The organism is Nocardia sp. X0981, assembly GCF_977089955.1.
Genome location: NZ_OZ372435.1, coordinates 1462183 through 1481149, shown reverse-complemented (window position 1 = coordinate 1481149; position 18967 = coordinate 1462183). Strand labels below are relative to the sequence as shown.

The window sequence follows — 18967 nt, the reverse complement described above, 5'->3', positions numbered from 1 at the left end:
TCGGGCTCGGCCGCCCCGTACCGGGCCGGCGCACAGTTCGTTCACGGGCCGGTGCGGGTCGTATTCGTTAGACTCGGCCACGTGCAGCCTGCCGCCGATACGGCCGGTTCCGTCGGGGCGGGAGTAGATCCGGAACACCGAGCCCGGGAAGCGACGGTGCCGCTCCGCCCGCTGAGTTTCCGGGAATTGCTCGACCTGCCTTTCGCACTGATCCAGGCCGATATCCGCGCCTTGGCGGGCGCCGCCGGGCTGCTGGTGCTCACCGGTGCATCGGCGGTGGCGGCTTTCGTCGGGCTCGTATCCCATCTCACCGATGGCTCCGACACGGGAACCGCGCTCGCCGCGCTGTCGGCGGCACTCCTCTGCGCCTGGCTGATCCGGCTCCTCTTACGTGGTGTCACGGTGACCATCGGACTGGCCCGCACCGAGTGCGCCCCCATCGGCCTGCGCGCGGCCGCCCGGCGCGCCGGTACCCGGCTGGCGCCTCTGGTGCTGACGCAGCTGTGGTTCACCGCGATCGGAACCGGCGTGCTGTTCCTCAGCGGCATACTGTTCCCGTGGGATTTCGCGGGCGGCCTGGCCTGGTTCCTGCTCTCCTATCCCTTCTGCCTGCTCTGGCTGGCGTGGTTACGGGCCCGCCGGTCGGCGGCCGTGCCGGTACTGTTCGCCGAGGGGACGGGGGCCCGGGCGGCACTGGCCCGATCCGGCCTGCTGACCGGGGACCTGCGGTGGCGGCGGGCCGGCCTCTGGATCTGCCGGCAGCTGCTCTTCGCGCTTCTGGTAGCCCCCCTGGTGGGTTCGGTGTTGTTCCTGAGTGATATCACCGGCACCCACCGCTGGGCGACCCTCGTACTCCTCACCACCACCGCCCTGCTCCTCGGGGCCTTCGTCGAGATCGTGGAGTCCGCTGCCCGAGTGGTCGGCTATCTCGACCTGCGCTGCCGGCGCGAAGGGGCGGATATCCGGATACCGGCGGGAGGTCCCCGGTGACCGAGCCGCGTCGAGCCGCGCCGGACCCCCCGCGGCTCGACGCCGCGGCCGTCCATCGCGCCGCCGCCGAAAAGGCGGCCGCGCAGGGTGATTTCGATACCGCACTACGGGAACGTTTCCGCGCGGTACTACGCGGTCTGGAACAGCACCGGGTGCTGGAGGTCCGCCGATCCCGCACCGCCCGCGAAACCTCCCATGAGGCCGCCGCGGCTCTGCCGGCCGGACTCTCCGAGGAGCTCCCGCCCGCCGCCGATGCTTTCGACGAGGTCGTCTACGGCGGACGCCGTGCCGCCGAGGCGGAATACCGCCGCCTGACCCTGGCCGATCAGTTCTCCGCCGCGGCGCCACCGCCGGAGACCGAACCGGTCGATATCGAGGCCGAGCGGCGCGGGGACCGCACACGAGGCACGGCATGGCGATGGCCGGCGCTGATACGCGACCCACGGTTCTGGACCGCCCTGGCCGCCCTGGCCGTCGTCCTGCTGGTGCTGTACGGAATGCTGCAGGGCTGTGCGGGGCCCTCGGCACCGCCGCACCCGGACCACCCGGATATCGATCCGCCCCCGAGCGACCGGCCGGACGGTGAGTACGATCCCGACCTTCCCCGGCCCACCGGGGACGATTCCTTCTTCGATCGCACCCCGGCCCGGCTGGCTTTCGGCAGTGTGCAGTTCCTCATCGCCGGGGCCCTGCTGGTCTGGTGGCGCGCACGGCGGCGCGGAACGGTGGTCGCAGAGCCGCGGCCGGTGGAGGTGGCGGCCGGTGAACTACTGGCCGGGCAGGCCGGGCTCTACCGGCGTTCCCGGGATCACGCCCATGTAGCGGGTGTCCTGCGCGCGGCCACGCTGCGCCGGCTGCGGCAGGTACCGGGTCCGGGCGCCGGCGATTCGCCGGAGGCACTGGTGACAGCGGTCGCCATCCGCATCGGGGCCGCCCCGGAGACGATCGGCGCCGCGCTCTACGGTCCGGTACCGGACGCAGCGACATTGGAACTAGTTGCCGCGCAACTCGAATGGATCGAAGCGGAGGTCGGATGACCAGCATTGACATCGGTAAGGCCGGTCCCGGTGGGGCGGCCGCTCCTCCACCGGCCGAGGCCGCCGCCGCGTTCGCCGCGCTGCGCACCGAGATCGGAAAAGCGGTGGTGGGCAACGACAACGCGATCATGTATCTCGTACTCGCCCTGCTGTGCCGCGGTCACGTCCTGCTGGAAGGCGTCCCGGGCGTGGCGAAGACACTGCTGGTGCGGGCTCTGGCCACCGCGCTCGACCTGGAGTACAGCCGGGTCCAGTTCACTCCCGATCTGATGCCGGGCGATGTCACCGGATCACAGATCTACGATCCGCGTTCGGCCGAGTTCACCTTCCGCGACGGCCCCGTCTTCACCAACCTCCTGCTCGCCGACGAGATCAACCGCACCCCGCCCAAGACCCAGTCGGCGCTGCTGGAATCGATGGAGGAGCGGCAGGTCTCGGTGGACGGGAGCGCGCGGCCGCTGCCCGATCCGTTCGTCGTGGTCGCCACCCAGAACCCGATCGAACAGGAGGGCACCTATCCGCTGCCCGAGGCACAACTGGACCGGTTCCTTTTCAAAGTGGATATCCACCTGCCCGAACGAGACGACGAGTTCCGTATCCTGCAGCGGCACGCCGGCGGTTTCGACCCACGCGATCTGGCCGGAGCCGGGTTGCGGCCGGTGGCCGGGGCCGCCCATATCGCGGCCGCCCGTTCCGCTGTCGCCGGAGTCACCGTCCGCCCGGAGATACTCGCCTATATCGTCGATCTGTGCCGGGCCACCCGCGCGGCGGCGGCAGTCCAGCACGGGGCGTCCACCCGCGGCGCCACCGCCCTCCTGTCCGCGGCCCGCACCCTGGCCTGGCTCAACGGGCGCGGTTTCGTCACTCCCGACGATGTGAAAACCGTTGCGGTGGCCGTGCTACGGCACCGGCTGCAGTTGCGGCCCGAAGCGGAGCTGGACGGGGTCACCGCGGAACAGGTGATGGCATCGCTGCTGCTGTCCGTCCCGGTCCCGGTGTAAGCCGTGGTGGTGACCGGTCGGCTGGTGACCGTCGCCTTCGTGGCGGCGACAACGGTCACAGCGCTGTTCCCTTCCTGGTCCGGAGTCGGTGCCGCCACCGCGCTCATCTGCGTGCTGGCCGGAGCCGACCGCTTCCTCGCCGCCCGAGGTGAGGATGTGTCGATGGAGCGTCCGGAGCTGGCGGTGGTGCGGCTGGGTACCGGCACCGAGATAGAACTGACGGTGACCAATACCGGCCCGCGGGCCCTGCGCGGCTACCTCTGGGACGACTGGCCCGACAGTGCCGGGGTGGCCGACCGAGAGCACCGGATCGCGCTAGCGCCGGGAAGCCGGGTCCGGCTGCGCACCACTCTCGTGCCCGCGCGGCGCGGCGACCGTATCGCCGGCCCGGTGACCCTGCGCCTATTCGGTCCGCTGGGTTTGGCGGGCCATCAGTTCCGCCGCGCGGTACCCGCCCGAGTGCGCGCGCTACCCCCGTTCCGGAGCGAACGCCTCCTCGCCTCGAAGGTGAAGCGACTGCACCATCTGGAGGGGCGCAATGTGGCCGAACTACGCGGACAGGGCACCGAGTTCGACTCGTTTCGCGAATACGTACCCGGTGACGACGTCCGCACGATCGACTGGCGCGCCACGGCCCGCGCCACCGAGGTGCTGGTTCGCACCTGGAGGCCGGAACGCAATCGGCAGGTGCTGATGCTGTTGGACACCGGCCGGATCAGTGCGGCCCGGGTGGGCGAGGGCACCCGCCTCGATATAGCGATCGAAGCGGCGCTGCTACTGGGCGGTCTCGCCGCGGCGGGAGGCGATACGGTCGGTCTGCTCGCTTACGACCGGCGCGTGCGCGCCGAGGTGCGCAGCGCGAGCGGGCGCGCTCTGCAGCCGAAACTTATGCACGCACTGGCCGGGGTCACACCGGCATTGGTGGACACCGATGCCGACGGTTTCGTCCGCGCCGCGATCCAGCGGGCCCGGCGGCGGAGCCTGATCGTCTGGTTCACCGGTCCAGACGGTGCCGCGGTGACCGAGAACCTGCTACCGGTGCTGCCGGTACTGGCGCAGCGGCATCGGGTGCTGATCGTCTCGGTCACCGATCCGGATATCGCTGCCGCGGCCGCCGAGCGCGGTGATCGGGAATCCCTCTATCGCGCAGCGGCCGCCGAGTCACGCATAGCGGAGCAGGCGGTGCTCCAGGAGTCGCTGCGGCGGCAGGGAGTCGCGGTGATCGCGGCTGCCGGTGCCGAACTCCCGGGCGCGCTGGCCGACGAATACCTGGAACTCAAGCGGGCCGGCGCCCTGTGATCGGAAGTTTCCGGCACATTCGGGTCCGAACGATCCGGTACCGGATTCAGGCCGGACGTACGGCGGGCGCCGCCGGCAGGACGAGACCGGGCGGCGGCAGCGGGGGCGCGGGCAGCGCACGACGCTGGCGTTCGGCGATCACACTGCCCAGGATCTGAACCGGCGGATAGCCCGCGGGGGCGGCGACCCGGAGCCGAGCGCATACCGCCGCGACGAGGGCATGGCCGAGTTCGTACTGTGCGGCCGGGGTGAGCGAGCCGACGCGGGTCAGATACCGGCGCACCGCGAGCGCCAGATCCTCCGGTAGCGCCGCCAGATCGAGCTCCGCCGACCAGCCGGTGAGCCATACCGGGGGTACGGCCAGCGCGGGAACCGACAACCGCTGCTGGATGTGCACCACGACGGTGCCCGCCAGCACATCACCCACCCGCCGGGCGTTCGGCGAGCACATCGACGTCACCACGGCGATCGTCCCGGCGAGCCCCAGCATCCAGAAATCGACGATGGCGCCGGCCAGCCCGCGGGTGAGCGCGTGCCGGAAATCCACCGGCCCACCGTCGGCGCGGACCACCCGCAGCCCCAGCGCCAGTTTGCCCGGGGTGGCGCCGCGCAGCAGGGTCTCCCAGGCGACCGGATACCCGACGAGCACGGTGACCAGCGAAACCAAGCTGAGGGTGGTGAACCACGGACTACCGACATCTCCCCGGACCACCAGCAGGACCGCGATGAGCAGACCGCCCCCGAGCACGGCCTGCAGGATCAGGTCGAGCACGAATGCCGCGGCGCGGGTCGGGATCCGGGCGACGGGCAGCTCGAGAGCCACTGCTTCGCCCGTCGTGAATTCAGCCATATCGCTTAGCATTCTTCCATGGCGGCCGGGCTCGGGTCCGGAGTCGACGGCGCGGGCAGGCCGCTGTGATCGGCTCACCGGGTACAGGTATGCGGTAGCCCGTCGACCGGTACCACGGATATACCGGCGGCGCGGTGCCCGAACAGGCGGAGCGGGAGACAAGCCCATGGACGTGGACGCATACAGCGCGAGGCACCGGCAATCCTGGACTCGGTTGAATGTTCTGTCCCGGCAGCGCAAACTCACCGGCGCCGAGGCGGATGAGCTGGTTCTGCTGTACCGGCGCACCTCACAGCAGCTGGCCCGGTTGCAGACGCACAGTCCGGAACCGGAACTGGTGGCGGGTCTCAGCGCGACCCTGGCTCGGGCCCGTGGCCGGATCGTGGGTAGTTCTACCAACACCTGGACCGAGGTCGGCCGGTTCTTCACCCATGCCTTTCCCGCGGCGGTCTACCGGGCGTCCGGGTGGTGGCTGGCCGTGGCAGTGCTCTTCCTCGGCATGGCCGCGGGGTTGACCGTCTGGGTCTCGGCCGATGATTCCGCTCGGGAAATTCTCGGACTGCAGGAGAACACCAGCGCGTTGACCGCGCCGGGCGGTACCTTCGAGACCTACTACACCGAGCATCCGAACGACGCGTTCGCCGCATTGGTATGGACCAATAATGCCTGGGTATCCGCACTGGCCCTGTTCCTCGGCGTGCTCATCCTGCCGGTGCTCTACCTCTTGTTCATGAATGCCCTGAATATCGGCGTAACCGCCGGTTTGATGGCCGATGCCGGACGCCTCGACGCGTTCTTCGGATTCATTCTGCCGCACGGAATGCTGGAGCTGACAGCCATTTTCATCGCGGGCGGCGCAGGGCTGAAACTCGGCTGGACCCTGGTCGATCCGGGCAGGCGCAGCCGCGCCGAGGCCGTGGCCCACCAGGGTCGGGCCACGGCCGTGATCGCACTGGGCCTGGTACCGACTCTGCTGGTAGCGGGGCTGCTGGAAGGGTTCGTCACACCGAGCGCTCTACCTACTCCGGTGCGAATTCTCGGCGGCCTGCTCGCGGTGACAGCCTTCCTCGGCTACATCTTCACTGCCGGCCGCCGGGCTGCGGACGAGCGCGCCACCGCGACCGTGACCGGAGAGCGGACGAGGATCCCATCGAACCGGTAGACAACGCCGAGCACACAGTGATCGACCTCGCCGTGCGAGGCGGTAGCAACGTGGATTCGGTGACCTGCGAGATTCCCCCGATTGGAGTTCCGCTGGCCGCAGCGAGTCGCCGCTCTAGCTGCGGCCAGCGTTACCGTCGACTCTACACAATCGTTACCCGTACGCAACCCTCCGCGGACGAGGTCACAGGTATAACCAGATACCCGGCAAACTTTCGGATATCGCCTATCGAACGGTTTTCCAGCTAACTTTCAGCAGGCTCACGCAGCCTTGCAGCGGTGCTTTCATTTGCAAGTACATTTGGTTTTTACTGGTCATGGCCATATCCGTAATCATGGTTACGCGCAAATCGGAACGCGCTCACTCGAGCCCGTACCCGAATCGCTGTGAACTCCACCTCGGCAGCATTGACCAGTACATTTGCGAGCCATCAGCAAGGTTACGGAACGGCTCCAAGAGCAAAAGAGACCCCGAGTTTGTTTATCGACTCCAAACAGGGACATCCCCCCGAATGCCCCGCAGGGTGGTACCCGGAGACAGTTAACCAAACACATACCGAGGCGTGAAACAGGTCACCCCGGCCACCTACTGAGGTAACCCTCAGCAGCACAGCCGCAACCGAAAATCAGTGGTGTGACCTTGGTCTCATTCAGGCATACAGAGTGCATTCCGCATGGTTTACGCGCCGCACACACACGAACGCCCCGGTCCACCGTCCACGCCAGGCCGGGGACATGACAAAGGCCGGAGAACCGGTCGCACCGCGACCACCACTCCGGCCCTACCGCAACCGGAGGTCACATGAGCGCGCCGCCGTCGACGCGGATCTCCGTACCGGTGATGTAGCGGCCGTCCTCGGAAGCCACCATCGCCACCACCCCGGCGATATCCTCCGGAGACCCCAGCGCGCCCCCGTCGAGCCAGCCGGTCAGCCGGGCGAACAGGCTGCCGTCGGCCCCCTCGGGCTGCTCCATGATGGATTCGGTGGTGATACCGCTGGTGATACCCGCCGGCACGATATTGACCGCGCGCAATCCCTGCTTCGCGTATTCCAGTCCGATCGCATGGGTGAACGACGCCACGCCGCCCTTCGAGGCGGCGTACGCCGCGAGATAGGGAGCGGCCTGGAAAGCCGACGTCGAGGAGAGGTTCACCACTACTCCGCGACCGGATTCGAGCAGCGCCGGCAGTACCGCCTGGGTCATCAGGAAGGTGCCGGTGAGATTGACCGTGATGATGCGGTTCCAGGCGTCCAGAGGCATTTCGTGGGTGCGGGCGGGTTTCAGGATGCCCGCACAGTTGACGAGCACATCCAGCCCGCCCAGATTTCCCACCGCGGCCGCCGCGGCCGCGCGCACGGATTCGATATCGGCGATGTCCACCCGCACCGTATCGAGCCGGCCCTCGACATCGCCGGCTTTCTCCACCGTGCCGGCCAGGCCTGCCTCGTTGATATCGGCGGCGACGAGCCGGGCACCTTCGTCCAGCAGCCGCAGGGCCACGCCCTGGCCGATACCCGAACCCGCACCTGTCACCAGCACTCGACGGCCTTCATATCTGCGCATGGCAAGAATTAGAACAGGTTCGCATCAGGAGTCAACGGGTTCCAGCGATTTTCGACCCACTTACTGAAACACGTTCTACTAACAGGATGGTAGAAGTGCTCCAGAAATAGAAGAAGCCGTGGATCGAATACGATCCACGGCTTCTCCACAGTGGGCGAAGGGGGACTTGAACCCCCACGTCCCGAAGGACACTGGCACCTGAAGCCAGCGCGTCTGCCATTCCGCCACTCGCCCGAGCGACGGAAAAGACAGTAGCACGGACACGACCGAGAGGCGAAATCGTATGGTCGCGGCTCTACCGGGCGCCCGCTGACCGGGACTCGCCGCCCCGTCCGGCCTTCACGGGAACTCCGGCATCGTTTCGGTAGTTACAGGTGTAGCCGATCGTGGATATCATGCAGAGAACGTGCTCGTAGAGCGACACGCCGTACTGGCGTGTCGTCGTAAAGAATGAGGAGAGACTCACCGAAGGGAGGGCCCGGGATGGGGTTCGTCTCGAGATTCGAACGCCGCCTACAGGGCGCCGTCGGTGACGTCTTCGCCAGAGCCTTCGGCGGGAACGTCGTTCCACAGGAGGTCGAGGCAGCGCTGCAGCGTGAGGCCGCCGACAGGGTCCAGGACCTCGGCGGTGGGCATCTGCTCGCGCCCAACAGCTATGTGATCACGATCAACTCGTCGGACCACCGGCAGCTCGACGCCGATCACGACCTCACGACCCGCGCCTTCGCCAAACATCTGCAGGATTACATCCGTGAGCAAGGGTGGCAGACGTACGGCGAAGTACACGTGGTCTTCGAGGCATCACCTACGCTGCACACCGGAATGTTCAGGACGAGCGGCCGTGTCGATCCCGACGCGGGCCGTGGAGCCACCCCGGCTCATCGTCCCGAACCGCTACAACGACCCGCTAACCCGCAACCAGGAGCTGGCCCCATGACGCAGAACTCTGGCTACGACCCGAGCCGTGAGCACGCGGAGTCCGATCCACGTAATCGCGGGTACGCTCCCGGACCCGTGGGACGCGGGCCGCAGAACGGCGCGTACCCCGAGGACTACGGTCCCGGCGCGCCCTACGGCGGCGGCCAGGACTACCAGAACGGCTACGACTACCAGCAGGGCGGCGCCAGCTACGACCAGCAGGGCTACGGCGGGCAGCAGGGCTACGCCCAGCAGGGCGGCTACGACCAGGGTTACGCCCAGCCCGGCTACGACCAGGGCTACGACCAGCAGGGCTACGCCCAACCCGGATACGACCAGGGCTACCAGGGACAGCAGGGCGGCTACGACCAGGGTTACGCCCAGCCCGGCTACGACCAGGGCTACGACCAGCAGGGCTACGCCCAACCCGGATACGACCAGGGCTACGCCCAGCCCGGCTACGACCAGGGTTATGACCAGCAGGGCGGCTACGACCAGCAGGGCTATGCCCAGCAGGGGGGACAGGGGCAGGCCTATCCGCAGGGCCAGCCGCAGCAAGCCGGCTACGGGGCACAGGGCGGCTACGGTCCGGCCGGGTACGCACCCGCCGGCGGTCCCGGCTTCTCCGCGACCCTCGCCCTCGACGACGGCAGCGGCCGGACCTACCAGCTGCGGGAAGGCAGCAATATCATCGGCCGCGGCCAGGATGCGCATTTCCGGCTGCCCGATACCGGTGTCTCCCGACGCCATATCGAGGTGCGCTGGGACGGGCAGACCGCGATGCTCTCCGATCTCGGCTCCACCAACGGGACCCTCGTGAACGGCTCTCCGGTGCAGGATTGGCAGCTTGCCGACGGTGACGTGATTCGTGCCGGGCACTCCGAGATCCTCATCCGTATCGTCTGATGCCGTAGGCTCGCCGTGCGGATCACGAGGCGGCTCTCGCATAATGGGGCGGTCTTATCGTGATCGGTCTCGTCCGACGGTCCTATGATGTGCCAACACACGGGCGGTACCGCACCACGGGCCGCCGCGACGAGCACTGCAGTGGGGTGGGTCGCACCACACCTACGGCACCGACACACGGTCGAAGAGGAGGTGGAGCACCGTGCAGGGACTGATTCTGCAATTGACCCGTGCCGGGTTCCTCCTGCTGCTGTGGTTGTTCGTGTGGGCAATCCTGCGAACACTGCGCAGTGATATCTACGCGGCCTCCGGCATACGGCTGCAGAACCGCGGACCGGGTGGTTCCACGGTGCTGCCGTCCATACGCCGGGGCCAGAAGGGCGCCAAATATCTTGTGGTGACTCAAGGTTCTCTCGCCGGTACCCGCATAACGCTCGGTACCCAACCGGTGCTGATCGGCCGTGCGGACGATTCCACGCTGGTGCTCACCGATGATTACGCCTCCACTCGGCATGCCCGGCTGTCCCTACGCGGTGACGACTGGTACGTCGAAGACCTCGGCTCGACGAACGGTACCTACCTCGATCGCGCCAAAGTCACCACCGCAGTCCGCGTCCCGCTCGGCACACCGGTCCGGGTCGGCAAGACAGTGATCGAGCTCCGATCGTGACACTTGTTCTCCGCTACGCAGCGCGCAGCGACCGCGGCCTCGTCCGCGCCAACAACGAAGATTCCGTCTACGCGGGCGCACGCCTGCTGGCCCTTGCCGACGGCATGGGCGGGCACGCCGCCGGTGAAGTGGCATCACAGCTGATGATCGCCGCTCTGGCGCATCTCGACGACGACGAGCCCGGCGAAGATCTGCTGGGCAAGCTGAACCGCGCCACCCACGCCGGCAACTCCGCGATCGCCGAACAGGTCGAGGAAGAGCCCGAGCTGGACGGTATGGGCACCACGCTCACCGCCATCCTGTTCGCGGGCAAGAAGCTCGGCATGGTCCATATCGGCGATTCCCGTGCCTACCTCCTGCGGGACGGCGAACTGACGCAGATCACCCGGGACGACACATTCGTCCAATCCCTGGTGGACGAGGGCCGGATCACACCGGAGCAGGCACACAGCCACCCGCAGCGGTCGCTGATCATGCGCGCGCTCACCGGTAACGAGATCGAGCCGACCCTGGTCATGCGCGAGGCCCGCGCCGGTGACCGGTACCTGCTGTGCTCGGACGGTCTTTCCGATGTGGTGAGCGACGAGACCATCGCGAACACCATGCGTGAGGGTAGCACCGACGAATGCGCCGACCGGCTCATCGAGCTGGCCCTGCGCAGCGGTGGCCCGGACAATGTCACCGTCGTCGTCGCCGATGTGATCGACCTCGATTACGGCCAGAGCCATCCGATCGTCGCGGGTGCCGCCTCCGGCGAAGCCGAGGACAACCCGCCACCGAATACCGCGGCGGGCCGCGCCGCCGCCATGCGCCCGCCGGCCGCGGCCCCCCGCCGCGCGGCGGGGGAACCCGAGCCGCCGCCGAAGAAATCCCACAAGCTGCGCTGGGTCCTGCTCGCCGTGGCGCTGGTGCTGGCGACGGGGATCGGTTTGGTCGTCGGCTACAAGATGATCCGTTCCAACTACTACGTGGGCGCGGACAACGACAGCGTCGTGATCATGCAGGGATTGCCCGGATCCGTCCTCGGCTACTCCATCCACGAGGTGAACCGGGTCGGCTGCGTAACCGTCAAGGGTGAGCTCAGCCTGGTCGACAGTGGTGCGGCTCTGCCGGTCGGCTGCCGGGAACTGAAGGTCAGCGACCTCGAGCAGACCGGACGTGACCAGGTCGAGCGCGGTCTGCCACCCGGCACCCTCGCCAAGGCCGAGGAGCAGATGGCCGTACTGGCCGACCGCGAGCTGCTGCCGGTGTGCAAGAAGAACGCTTCCGCGGCTCAGCCGGGTGTGGTCACCACCACCCCCGCACCGGTGCCGCCGCCCGCACCGGCCGATGCGCCGCCCGCGCCGGCCGATCAGGCCCCCGCCCCGGCGCCGGCGCCGAACGGGGACACCCCTGCCCCGCCCGCGCCGACGACCACCGCTCCCGCGCCGACCACCCCCGCCGCGCCCCAGATCGCTGGGGAGAACTGCCGGGTGACGGACTGATGTCCGCACCGGCACCACCGTCCGCCGGGGCTTTTCCCAGCCCCCCGGGCGGTTTCGCTGCGGCGCCGCCGCCCACGACGCGGCGCAATACCGAGCTACTGCTGCTGGGGTTCGCCGCTTTCATCACCACGGCAGCGCTCTTCCTGGTGGAAGCGAGCCAAGAACAATCGCTGACCTGGGATATCGCGAAGTACGGTCTGGCATACCTGGGTCTGTTCGCCGTAGCGCACCTGGCGGTGCGGCGGTTCGCGCCCTATACCGACCCGCTGTTGCTGCCCATCGTGGCCCTGCTCAACGGGATCGGCCTGGTGCTCATCCACCGCCTCGATCTCGCCGATCAGGAGACCGCGGCCTACAACTCCTGGGAGATCCCCTCCCCCGACGCCAACTCGCAGATCCTGTGGACGGCGTTCGGTATCGTGCTGTTCGTCACCATCCTGCTGGTGCTGCGCGACTACCGCACACTGGCCCGATACGCCTACACACTCGGCCTGGTCGGTTTGGTCGCCCTGGCGATACCGGCCCTGTTGCCCAGCGCGTTCTCCGAGGTCAACGGCGCCAAGATCTGGATTCGGTTGCCGGGTTTCAGCCTGCAGCCCGGTGAGTTCGCCAAAATCCTGCTGATCATCTTCTTCGCCTCGGTGCTGGTGTCCAAGCGGGAGCTGTTCACCGCGGCCGGGCGGCATGTCCTCGGCATGGAATTCCCCCGCGCGCGGGACCTGGGCCCGATCCTCGCGGTGTGGATCGTATGCATCGGTGTGCTGGTCTTCGAGAAGGATCTCGGTACCTCGCTGCTGATCTTCGGCACCGTGCTGGTCATGCTCTACATAGCCACCGAACGGGTGGGCTGGCTGCTCATCGGCGGTGGGTTGCTGGCGCTCGGCTTCGTATTCGCCTACCAGTTGTTCGGGCATGTCCGGGTACGGGTCGAGACCTGGCTGCATCCCTTCGACGACTACAACAACACCGGCTACCAGATCGTGCAGTCGCTGTTCGGCCTCGCCACCGGGGGCCTGGCGGGCACCGGCCTGGGCAGCGGCCGGCCCTCGCAGGTACCGTTCGCCAAAACCGACTTCATCGTCACCACCATCGGCGAAGAACTCGGCCTGATCGGGCTGACCGCGATCCTGATCCTGTTCCTGATGCTGATCCTGCGCGGGATGCGTACCGCGCTGGCCATTCGCGACAGTTTCGGCAAACTGCTCGCGGCCGGATTGTCGTTCACCATCGCCATCCAGATCTTCGTGGTGGTCGGCGGCGTCACCAAACTGATCCCGCTCACCGGCCTGACCACGCCCTTCGTCTCCTACGGCGGCTCCTCGCTGTTGGCGAACTACGCCCTGCTCGCCCTGCTGATCAAAATTTCCGACGCGGCCCGGGAGCCGGCCCCGGCCCGGCGCCGCGAACCGGCACCGGCGCCGTTGGCGGAGGCACAGACAGTGATGGTGTCGCGACGGCAAGGGGGTCAGCGATGAACACACCGCTGCGCCGGGTGGCCATGGCGGTCATGGTGATGATCGTGGCCCTGCTGCTCAACGCCACCTATATCCAGGTCATCAAGGCCGACGACTACCGCGCCGACCCGCGCAACTCGCGGGTGCTGCTCGACGAATACTCCCGTCAGCGCGGTCAGATCTCCGCCGGTGGTGCCGTGCTGGCCAGTTCGATCACCACCGACGACCGCTACAAGTACCTGCGGGTCTACCCGACCGACCCGGCCGCCTATGCGCCGGTCACCGGCTTCTACTCGATGCAGTACGGCAGCACCGGACTCGAACGTGCCGAGGACCCGGTGCTCAACGGTTCCGACAGCCAACTGTTCGGCAGCCGGCTGGTGGACCTGATCTCCGGTCGCGACCCGCGCGGCGGCAATGTCGTCACCACCATCGACCCGGTTATGCAACAGGTCGCCTACGAGCAGCTCACGAGCAAGGGATACACCGGCTCGGTGGTGGCCCTCGAACCCAGTACCGGCAAGATCCTCACCATGGTCTCCACGCCCAGTTACGACCCGAACCTGCTGTCCGGGCACGACGGCGCCCAGGGCACCGAGGCCTGGGAGAACCTGAGCAGCGACGAGAGCCAGCCGATGCTCAACCGGGCGATTTCGCAGACCTACCCACCGGGCTCCACCTTCAAGGTCGTCGTCACGGCTGCGGCCCTGTCCAACGGCGTCGCCACCCCGCAGACCCAGTTCACCGCGGCACCGAACATCACGCTGCCGGGCACCAGTACGACGCTGGAGAACTACAACGGCTCCAACTGTGGCTCCGGCCCCACCGCTACTCTGCACGAGGCGTTCCGGCGATCCTGCAACACCGCCTTCGTCGAGCTCGGCGTGGATGTGGGTGCGGCGGCGCTGGAAGACGAGGCGGCCGCCTTCGGGATCGGGCCGCACCGGGATATCCCCCTGCCGGTCGCCGAGAGCACAGTGGGCAATATCCCGGACGACGCCGCACTCGCCCAGAGCAGTATCGGCCAGCGTGATGTGGCGCTCACTCCGCTCGACAACGCGGTGATAGCCGCGACCGTGGCCAACGGTGGAGTACGGATGGAACCGTATCTGGTCGACCAACTGCAGAGCCCGGATCTGAGCGAGTTGTCCACCACCGAACCGGTCTCGGTCGGGCAGGCCGTGAGCGCCGAGGTAGCGTCTACGCTGACCGACCTGATGATCGCCTCCGAGGAGAACACCGCGGGCAGCAACGGATCGTCCTATCGGATCGCTTCCAAGACCGGTACGGCCGAGCACGGTACCGATCCGCGCAATACGCCACCGCACGCCTGGTACATCGCGTTCGCTCCCGCGGAGAACCCGAAGATCGCTATCGCGGTCATCGTGGAAAACGGCGGTGACCGGGCACTGGCGGCAACGGGCGGCTCGGTCGCCGCGCCGGTCGCCCGGGCGGTACTGGACGCAGGTCTGCGAGGTCGCTGAACGAGATGGATGTGCGAGTGAATCTGCGGGGAACCCGATGCTGAACAACGGCGCGATGATCGCGGACCGGTACCGGCTGCAGCGACTTATCGCCACCGGTGGGATGGGCCAGGTCTGGGAAGCCCTGGACACGCGGCTGGACCGGCGGGTCGCGGTCAAGGTACTCAAATCCGAGTTCTCGGCGGATCCGACGTTCCGGCACCGGTTCCGCACCGAGGCCAAGACCACCGCGCAACTGAACCACTCCGGTATCGCGGGTATCTACGACTACGGCGAAACCTATGACCCGCAGGGCGGCGAGACGGCCTACCTGGTGATGGAACTGGTCCAGGGCGAACCGCTCAACACGGTGCTGAACCGGCTCGGGCGGCTGTCCGTGGCCCAGGGCCTGGACCTGCTGGAGCAGACCGGCCGGGCATTGCAGGTCGCCCATGTGGCGGGTGTGGTGCATCGGGACGTGAAACCGGGAAACATCCTGGTCACCCCCACCGGGCAGGTGAAGATCACCGACTTCGGTATCGCCAAGGCGGTCGATGCCTCCCCCGTCACCAAAACCGGCATGGTCATGGGCACCGCGCAGTACATCGCGCCGGAGCAGGCGGTCGGCGAGGACGCCACTTCGGCCAGTGATGTCTACTCGCTCGGTGTGGTGGGCTACGAGGCCCTCGCCGGCCAGCGGCCGTTCACCGGTGACGGCGCCCTCACCGTGGCGATGAAGCATGTGCGTGAGGTCCCGCCGCCGATGCCGGCGGACCTTCCGCCCAACGTCCGTGAACTGGTTGAGATCACCCTGGCCAAGGATCCGTCGCAGCGCTACGCGGACGGCGGCGAGTTCGCCGACGCGGTCGCCGCGGTGCGCTCCGGTCGCCGGCCACCGCCCCCGCGCAACCTGGCGGCGGCCGGGCCCACCAGCGTGATCCCGGCCCCGCAACCGGGCTTCGACGAGGGCGCGACCATGCGGTACAACACCCCGCCCGCGGCGATGGCCGGACCGGCCACCGCCATGGACCGCGGTGTGCGCGAACCCGAGCCGGCCGATTACCCCGACGAGACCGGCGGTGGTATCAACAAGAACCAGAAATGGATGATCGGTCTGGGTGTCGGCGCGCTGGTGCTCGGTGGGGCGGTGCTCTGGCTGTTGTTCGGCGGCGACACCAACCCGGAAGGGACCACCCCCGTGGTCTCCTCGACCGTGCAGACCACGCGCCCGGCCCCGGCCCCGGTCACCACCACCTACGAGGTGACCGAACCTCCGGTCTGGACGACCACCGAGCAGTACACCACCACCCAGCCACCGGCCCCCACCACGACCACCCAGCCGCCCTCCGCCACGACGACGACGCCATCGCCGACCACGACGCCGGAATCCACCACGCAGCCGAGCACCACCGAATCGAGTGCCAGTGAGGAGACGACGACCACCGGCCGTAGGATTCCGTCGGTCGAATTCCCCGAGTTGCCCGAGATCCCCAGCGTCGGCACCCGTCCTCCCTTCGGCGGGCCGGACGACGATTCGCAAGGACAGCGATGACGACCCCGAAGAATCTCTCCTCTCGCTACGAGCTGGGCGAGATCATCGGGTTCGGCGGAATGTCGGAGGTCCACAAGGCACGTGACCTCCGGCTGAACCGCGATGTGGCGATCAAGGTGCTGCGCGCCGATCTGGCCCGCGACCCCACCTTCTACCTGCGCTTCAAACGAGAAGCGCAGAACGCGGCGGCGCTGAACCATCCCGCGATCGTCGCGGTGTACGACACCGGTGAAGCCCAGGTCGATGGCGGACCGCTGCCCTTCATCGTGATGGAGTACGTGGACGGCGATACGCTGCGCGATATCGTGCGCAACGAGGGGCCGCTGCCACCGCGCCGGGCGATGGAGGTCGTCGCCGATGTCTGCGCGGCACTCGATTTCAGTCACAAGGCCGGAATCGTGCACCGCGATATGAAGCCCGCCAACATCATGATCAACCGAGCGGGCGCGGTGAAGGTGATGGATTTCGGTATCGCGCGTGCGATCGCCGATGCCGCCAACCCGATGACCGCGACCGCGGCCGTTATCGGTACGGCCCAGTATCTGTCGCCCGAGCAGGCCCGTGGCGAGACAGTGGACGCGCGCTCGGATGTCTACTCCGTCGGCTGTGTCCTGTTCGAGATCCTCACCGGGGAGCCACCGTTCACCGGCGACTCTCCGGTCGCGGTGGCCTATCAGCACGTCCGGGAGGATCCGCGGCTTCCCTCGCTCGTCCACGAAGGAGTCCCGCGGGAGCTGGATTCGGTCGTGCTGGAGGCGATGGCCAAGAATCCCGCCAACCGCTATCAGAGCGCGGCGGAGATGCGCGCGGATCTCATCCGGGTACTGGGCGGGCAGAAACCCGGCGCGCCGATGGTGATGACCGACGAGGACCGGACCACCATGCTCGGCCCGGCCCAGGGCTCTGCCCAGGGTTATCACCGGATGGACGACGACGAAGATCTCGACGACTACGGCCACGGCTCCGGCGGCTCCCGCCGGCTCGCCTATATCTCGGCGGCCGTGGTCGCGGTGGTCGCCGTGGCCTTCGGCCTGTTCTGGTGGCTCGGCCCGGGTAGCAGGCCGGATCAGGTCGCCGTGCCGGACCTGTCGGACGTCTCCGCCGGCGAGGCGGAGCAGCAACTCGATTCCCTCGGTTTCGATGTGGCCATCCAGGAGAAGCCCGACGGCAAGGTAGCGGCCGGCAATGTCATCGCCACCCAGCCGCTCGGTGGTTCCCGTGCCGACGAGGGCAGCACCATCACGCTGCAGGTATCCACCGGACCGCAGCAGGTACCGATCCCTCGGCTCACCGGTATGAGTCAGCAGGAGGCCGCGCAGAAGCTCAGCGATGTGGGTCTGCAACTGAATCCGGAGGTCAAACGGGAACCGTCCAGCACTCAGGACAAGGACAAGGTGATCGGTCAGGACCCCTCGCCCGGTATCAAGATGGACGCGGGCAGCCAGATCACGCTCACCCTCGGTTCGGGTCCGGAGCAGGTGCGGGTACTGGACGTGGTGGGTCAGTCGATCGACGTGGCGCAGCCGAACCTGGAGGGCGCCGGGTTCAAGATCGTGATCGAACAGGTGCAGTCGGCTCGGCCGCGCGGCGAGGTGCTCGCCACCGACCCGCCCGGCGGCTCCATGGCCGACAAGGGCTCCACCATCACGGTCCAGGTCGCGCAGAGCGATCGGATGGCCATGCCGAACCTGGTGGGTCTCACCCCGGGGGAGGTCGTGGACAAACTGCGCGAAAGCGGCTGGCAGGGCAGCGTCAATCAGGTCCGCCAGATCACTCAGATCACGCTGAACTCCGATCAGGCCGGCAAGGTGCTCAGCCAGCAGCCCTCCGCGGGAACAACGGTTCCTTCCTCCACCATGGTGACCATCAACACCGGCGTGCTGCCCTTGGGGCCGCCCTGAGGTGCTGCCGGGCCCGGCCCGGCAGCACCGTCACTGCAGCGTCAAGGCGGCGACTTCCGCCTCCAGCATCTCCACCAGCCCCTCCGCGGGCCGTTCCCCACAAATTTCCAGCCAGTTCGCCAGCATCCGGTGGCCGCCCTGGGTGAGTACGGATTCGGGGTGGAACTGCACGCCGTGAATCGGGAGTTCATGATGGCGCAGGGCCATGACGATCCCGCTCTCGGTGCGGCCGATGACGTCGAACTCCGGCGGCAGCGTGGTTTCCAGCACGGTGAGCGAGTGGTACCGGGTGGCCGTGAACGGATCGGGTAGCCCGGCCAGGACCCCGGCCCCGATATGGAATACCGAGCTGGTCTTGCCGTGCAGAAGTTCGGGAGCCCGGGTGACCGTCGCGCCGAACGCGGCGCCGATGGCCTGATGCCCGAGGCATACGCCCAGTAGCGGGGTGGTGCGGTCGGCACACGCCCGGACGAGGTCGATACTGGCGCCCGCGCGGTCCGGCGTACCGGGCCCGGGGCTGATGAGGATGCCGTCGAACTCACCGGCCACAGCCGCCGGATCGGCCAGTTGTGGATCGTCGTTGCGCCAGACGACGGCCTCGACGCCCAGCTGGCCCAGATACTGGACCAGGTTGAACACGAAGCTGTCGTAGTTGTCGACGACCAGAACACGCATGCACAAAGATTACGTGCTCGGCGGCCGTACCGTCGTGTCC

The 18967-nt window shown here is 67.8% G+C and carries 15 protein-coding genes and 1 tRNA gene; 12 read left to right on the top strand and 4 right to left on the bottom strand.

What is annotated here, in order from left to right:
* Positions 1-81: 81 nt before the first annotated feature.
* The 4 genes from ACYR7D_RS06520 to ACYR7D_RS06505 are packed head-to-tail and all read left to right on the top strand — an operon-like array spanning position 82 to position 4327.
* The gene (locus tag ACYR7D_RS06520; protein ID WP_459548719.1) at positions 82-990 is read left to right on the top strand and encodes a hypothetical protein; all 909 of its coding nucleotides are present in this window, start codon (positions 82-84) and stop codon (positions 988-990) included.
* On the top strand, positions 987-2027 hold the full coding sequence (locus ACYR7D_RS06515) for a DUF4129 domain-containing protein (RefSeq protein WP_459548718.1): 1041 nt from the start codon (positions 987-989) through the stop codon (positions 2025-2027). The genes ACYR7D_RS06520 and ACYR7D_RS06515 overlap by 4 nt, the downstream gene beginning before the upstream one ends.
* The gene (locus tag ACYR7D_RS06510; protein WP_459548717.1) at positions 2024-3028 is read left to right on the top strand and encodes an AAA family ATPase; all 1005 of its coding nucleotides are present in this window, start codon (positions 2024-2026) and stop codon (positions 3026-3028) included. Before ACYR7D_RS06515 ends, ACYR7D_RS06510 begins: the two co-directional genes overlap by 4 nt.
* A 3-nt stretch (positions 3029-3031) precedes the next feature.
* On the top strand, positions 3032-4327 hold the full coding sequence (locus tag ACYR7D_RS06505; RefSeq protein ID WP_459548716.1) for a DUF58 domain-containing protein: 1296 nt from the start codon (positions 3032-3034) through the stop codon (positions 4325-4327).
* Positions 4328-4373: 46 nt separating this feature from the next.
* Here the strand turns inward: ACYR7D_RS06505 and ACYR7D_RS06500 are convergent, their stop codons facing one another.
* Positions 4374-5177, bottom strand: coding sequence for an RDD family protein (locus ACYR7D_RS06500; protein ID WP_459548715.1), 804 nt, complete (start codon positions 5175-5177; stop codon positions 4374-4376).
* Positions 5178-5343: 166 nt separating this feature from the next.
* On the opposite strand from ACYR7D_RS06500, the gene ACYR7D_RS06495 reads away from it, so the two are divergent.
* Positions 5344-6339 (top strand): stage II sporulation protein M, encoded by a 996-nt coding sequence (locus ACYR7D_RS06495; RefSeq protein WP_459548714.1) that lies wholly within the window; start codon positions 5344-5346, stop codon positions 6337-6339.
* Positions 6340-7136: 797 nt separating this feature from the next.
* Here ACYR7D_RS06495 and ACYR7D_RS06490 read toward each other — a convergent pair.
* Both ACYR7D_RS06490 and ACYR7D_RS06485 read right to left on the bottom strand, forming a co-directional pair.
* Positions 7137-7904, bottom strand: coding sequence for an SDR family NAD(P)-dependent oxidoreductase (locus tag ACYR7D_RS06490; protein WP_459548713.1), 768 nt, complete (start codon positions 7902-7904; stop codon positions 7137-7139).
* Positions 7905-8055: 151 nt separating this feature from the next.
* Positions 8056-8138, bottom strand: a tRNA-Leu gene (locus tag ACYR7D_RS06485).
* 249 nt (positions 8139-8387) lie between these two features.
* Here ACYR7D_RS06485 and ACYR7D_RS06480 point away from each other — a divergent pair.
* From ACYR7D_RS06480 to pknB, 7 genes are all read left to right on the top strand, one after another.
* Positions 8388-9728: a DUF3662 and FHA domain-containing protein gene (locus tag ACYR7D_RS06480; RefSeq protein ID WP_459548712.1), complete on the top strand. Its 1341-nt coding sequence runs from the start codon at positions 8388-8390 to the stop codon at positions 9726-9728.
* A gap of 202 nt (positions 9729-9930) precedes the next feature.
* Entirely contained in the window at positions 9931-10398 is a 468-nt protein-coding gene (locus ACYR7D_RS06475; RefSeq protein ID WP_459548711.1) for an FHA domain-containing protein FhaB/FipA, read from the top strand.
* Positions 10395-11882 (top strand): PP2C family protein-serine/threonine phosphatase, encoded by a 1488-nt coding sequence (locus ACYR7D_RS06470; RefSeq protein WP_459548710.1) that lies wholly within the window; start codon positions 10395-10397, stop codon positions 11880-11882. The genes ACYR7D_RS06475 and ACYR7D_RS06470 overlap by 4 nt, the downstream gene beginning before the upstream one ends.
* On the top strand, positions 11882-13357 hold the full coding sequence (locus ACYR7D_RS06465; protein ID WP_459548709.1) for an FtsW/RodA/SpoVE family cell cycle protein: 1476 nt from the start codon (positions 11882-11884) through the stop codon (positions 13355-13357). Before ACYR7D_RS06470 ends, ACYR7D_RS06465 begins: the two co-directional genes overlap by 1 nt.
* Positions 13354-14820, top strand: a complete 1467-nt coding sequence (locus ACYR7D_RS06460) for a peptidoglycan D,D-transpeptidase FtsI family protein (protein ID WP_459548708.1) — start codon at positions 13354-13356, stop codon at positions 14818-14820. The genes ACYR7D_RS06465 and ACYR7D_RS06460 overlap by 4 nt, the downstream gene beginning before the upstream one ends.
* A 37-nt stretch (positions 14821-14857) precedes the next feature.
* Positions 14858-16351, top strand: a complete 1494-nt coding sequence (locus tag ACYR7D_RS06455; protein ID WP_459548707.1) for a protein kinase domain-containing protein — start codon at positions 14858-14860, stop codon at positions 16349-16351.
* On the top strand, positions 16348-18252 hold the full coding sequence (gene pknB / locus ACYR7D_RS06450; protein WP_459548706.1) for a Stk1 family PASTA domain-containing Ser/Thr kinase: 1905 nt from the start codon (positions 16348-16350) through the stop codon (positions 18250-18252). Before ACYR7D_RS06455 ends, pknB begins: the two co-directional genes overlap by 4 nt.
* 30 nt (positions 18253-18282) lie before the next feature.
* On the opposite strand, the gene ACYR7D_RS06445 is transcribed toward pknB, so the two are convergent.
* Complete coding sequence (locus ACYR7D_RS06445; RefSeq protein WP_459548705.1) at positions 18283-18927, bottom strand: aminodeoxychorismate/anthranilate synthase component II; 645 nt, start codon at positions 18925-18927, stop codon at positions 18283-18285.
* Positions 18928-18967: the final 40 nt, after the last annotated feature.

Excerpts from the sequence above, each read along its gene's own strand:
- ACYR7D_RS06465 (WP_459548709.1), top strand. The coding sequence starts at position 11,882 with ATGTCCGCACCGGCACCACCGTCCGCCGGGGCTTTTCCCAGCCCCCCG.
- ACYR7D_RS06500 (WP_459548715.1), bottom strand. The coding sequence starts at position 5,177 with ATGGCTGAATTCACGACGGGCGAAGCAGTGGCTCTCGAGCTGCCCGTC.
- ACYR7D_RS06480 (WP_459548712.1), top strand. The coding sequence starts at position 8,388 with ATGGGGTTCGTCTCGAGATTCGAACGCCGCCTACAGGGCGCCGTCGGT.
- ACYR7D_RS06495 (WP_459548714.1), top strand. The coding sequence starts at position 5,344 with ATGGACGTGGACGCATACAGCGCGAGGCACCGGCAATCCTGGACTCGG.
- ACYR7D_RS06510 (WP_459548717.1), top strand. The coding sequence starts at position 2,024 with ATGACCAGCATTGACATCGGTAAGGCCGGTCCCGGTGGGGCGGCCGCT.
- ACYR7D_RS06490 (WP_459548713.1), bottom strand. The coding sequence starts at position 7,904 with ATGCGCAGATATGAAGGCCGTCGAGTGCTGGTGACAGGTGCGGGTTCG.
- ACYR7D_RS06460 (WP_459548708.1), top strand. The coding sequence starts at position 13,354 with ATGAACACACCGCTGCGCCGGGTGGCCATGGCGGTCATGGTGATGATC.
- pknB (WP_459548706.1), top strand. The coding sequence starts at position 16,348 with ATGACGACCCCGAAGAATCTCTCCTCTCGCTACGAGCTGGGCGAGATC.
- ACYR7D_RS06455 (WP_459548707.1), top strand. The coding sequence starts at position 14,858 with ATGCTGAACAACGGCGCGATGATCGCGGACCGGTACCGGCTGCAGCGA.
- ACYR7D_RS06445 (WP_459548705.1), bottom strand. The coding sequence starts at position 18,927 with ATGCGTGTTCTGGTCGTCGACAACTACGACAGCTTCGTGTTCAACCTG.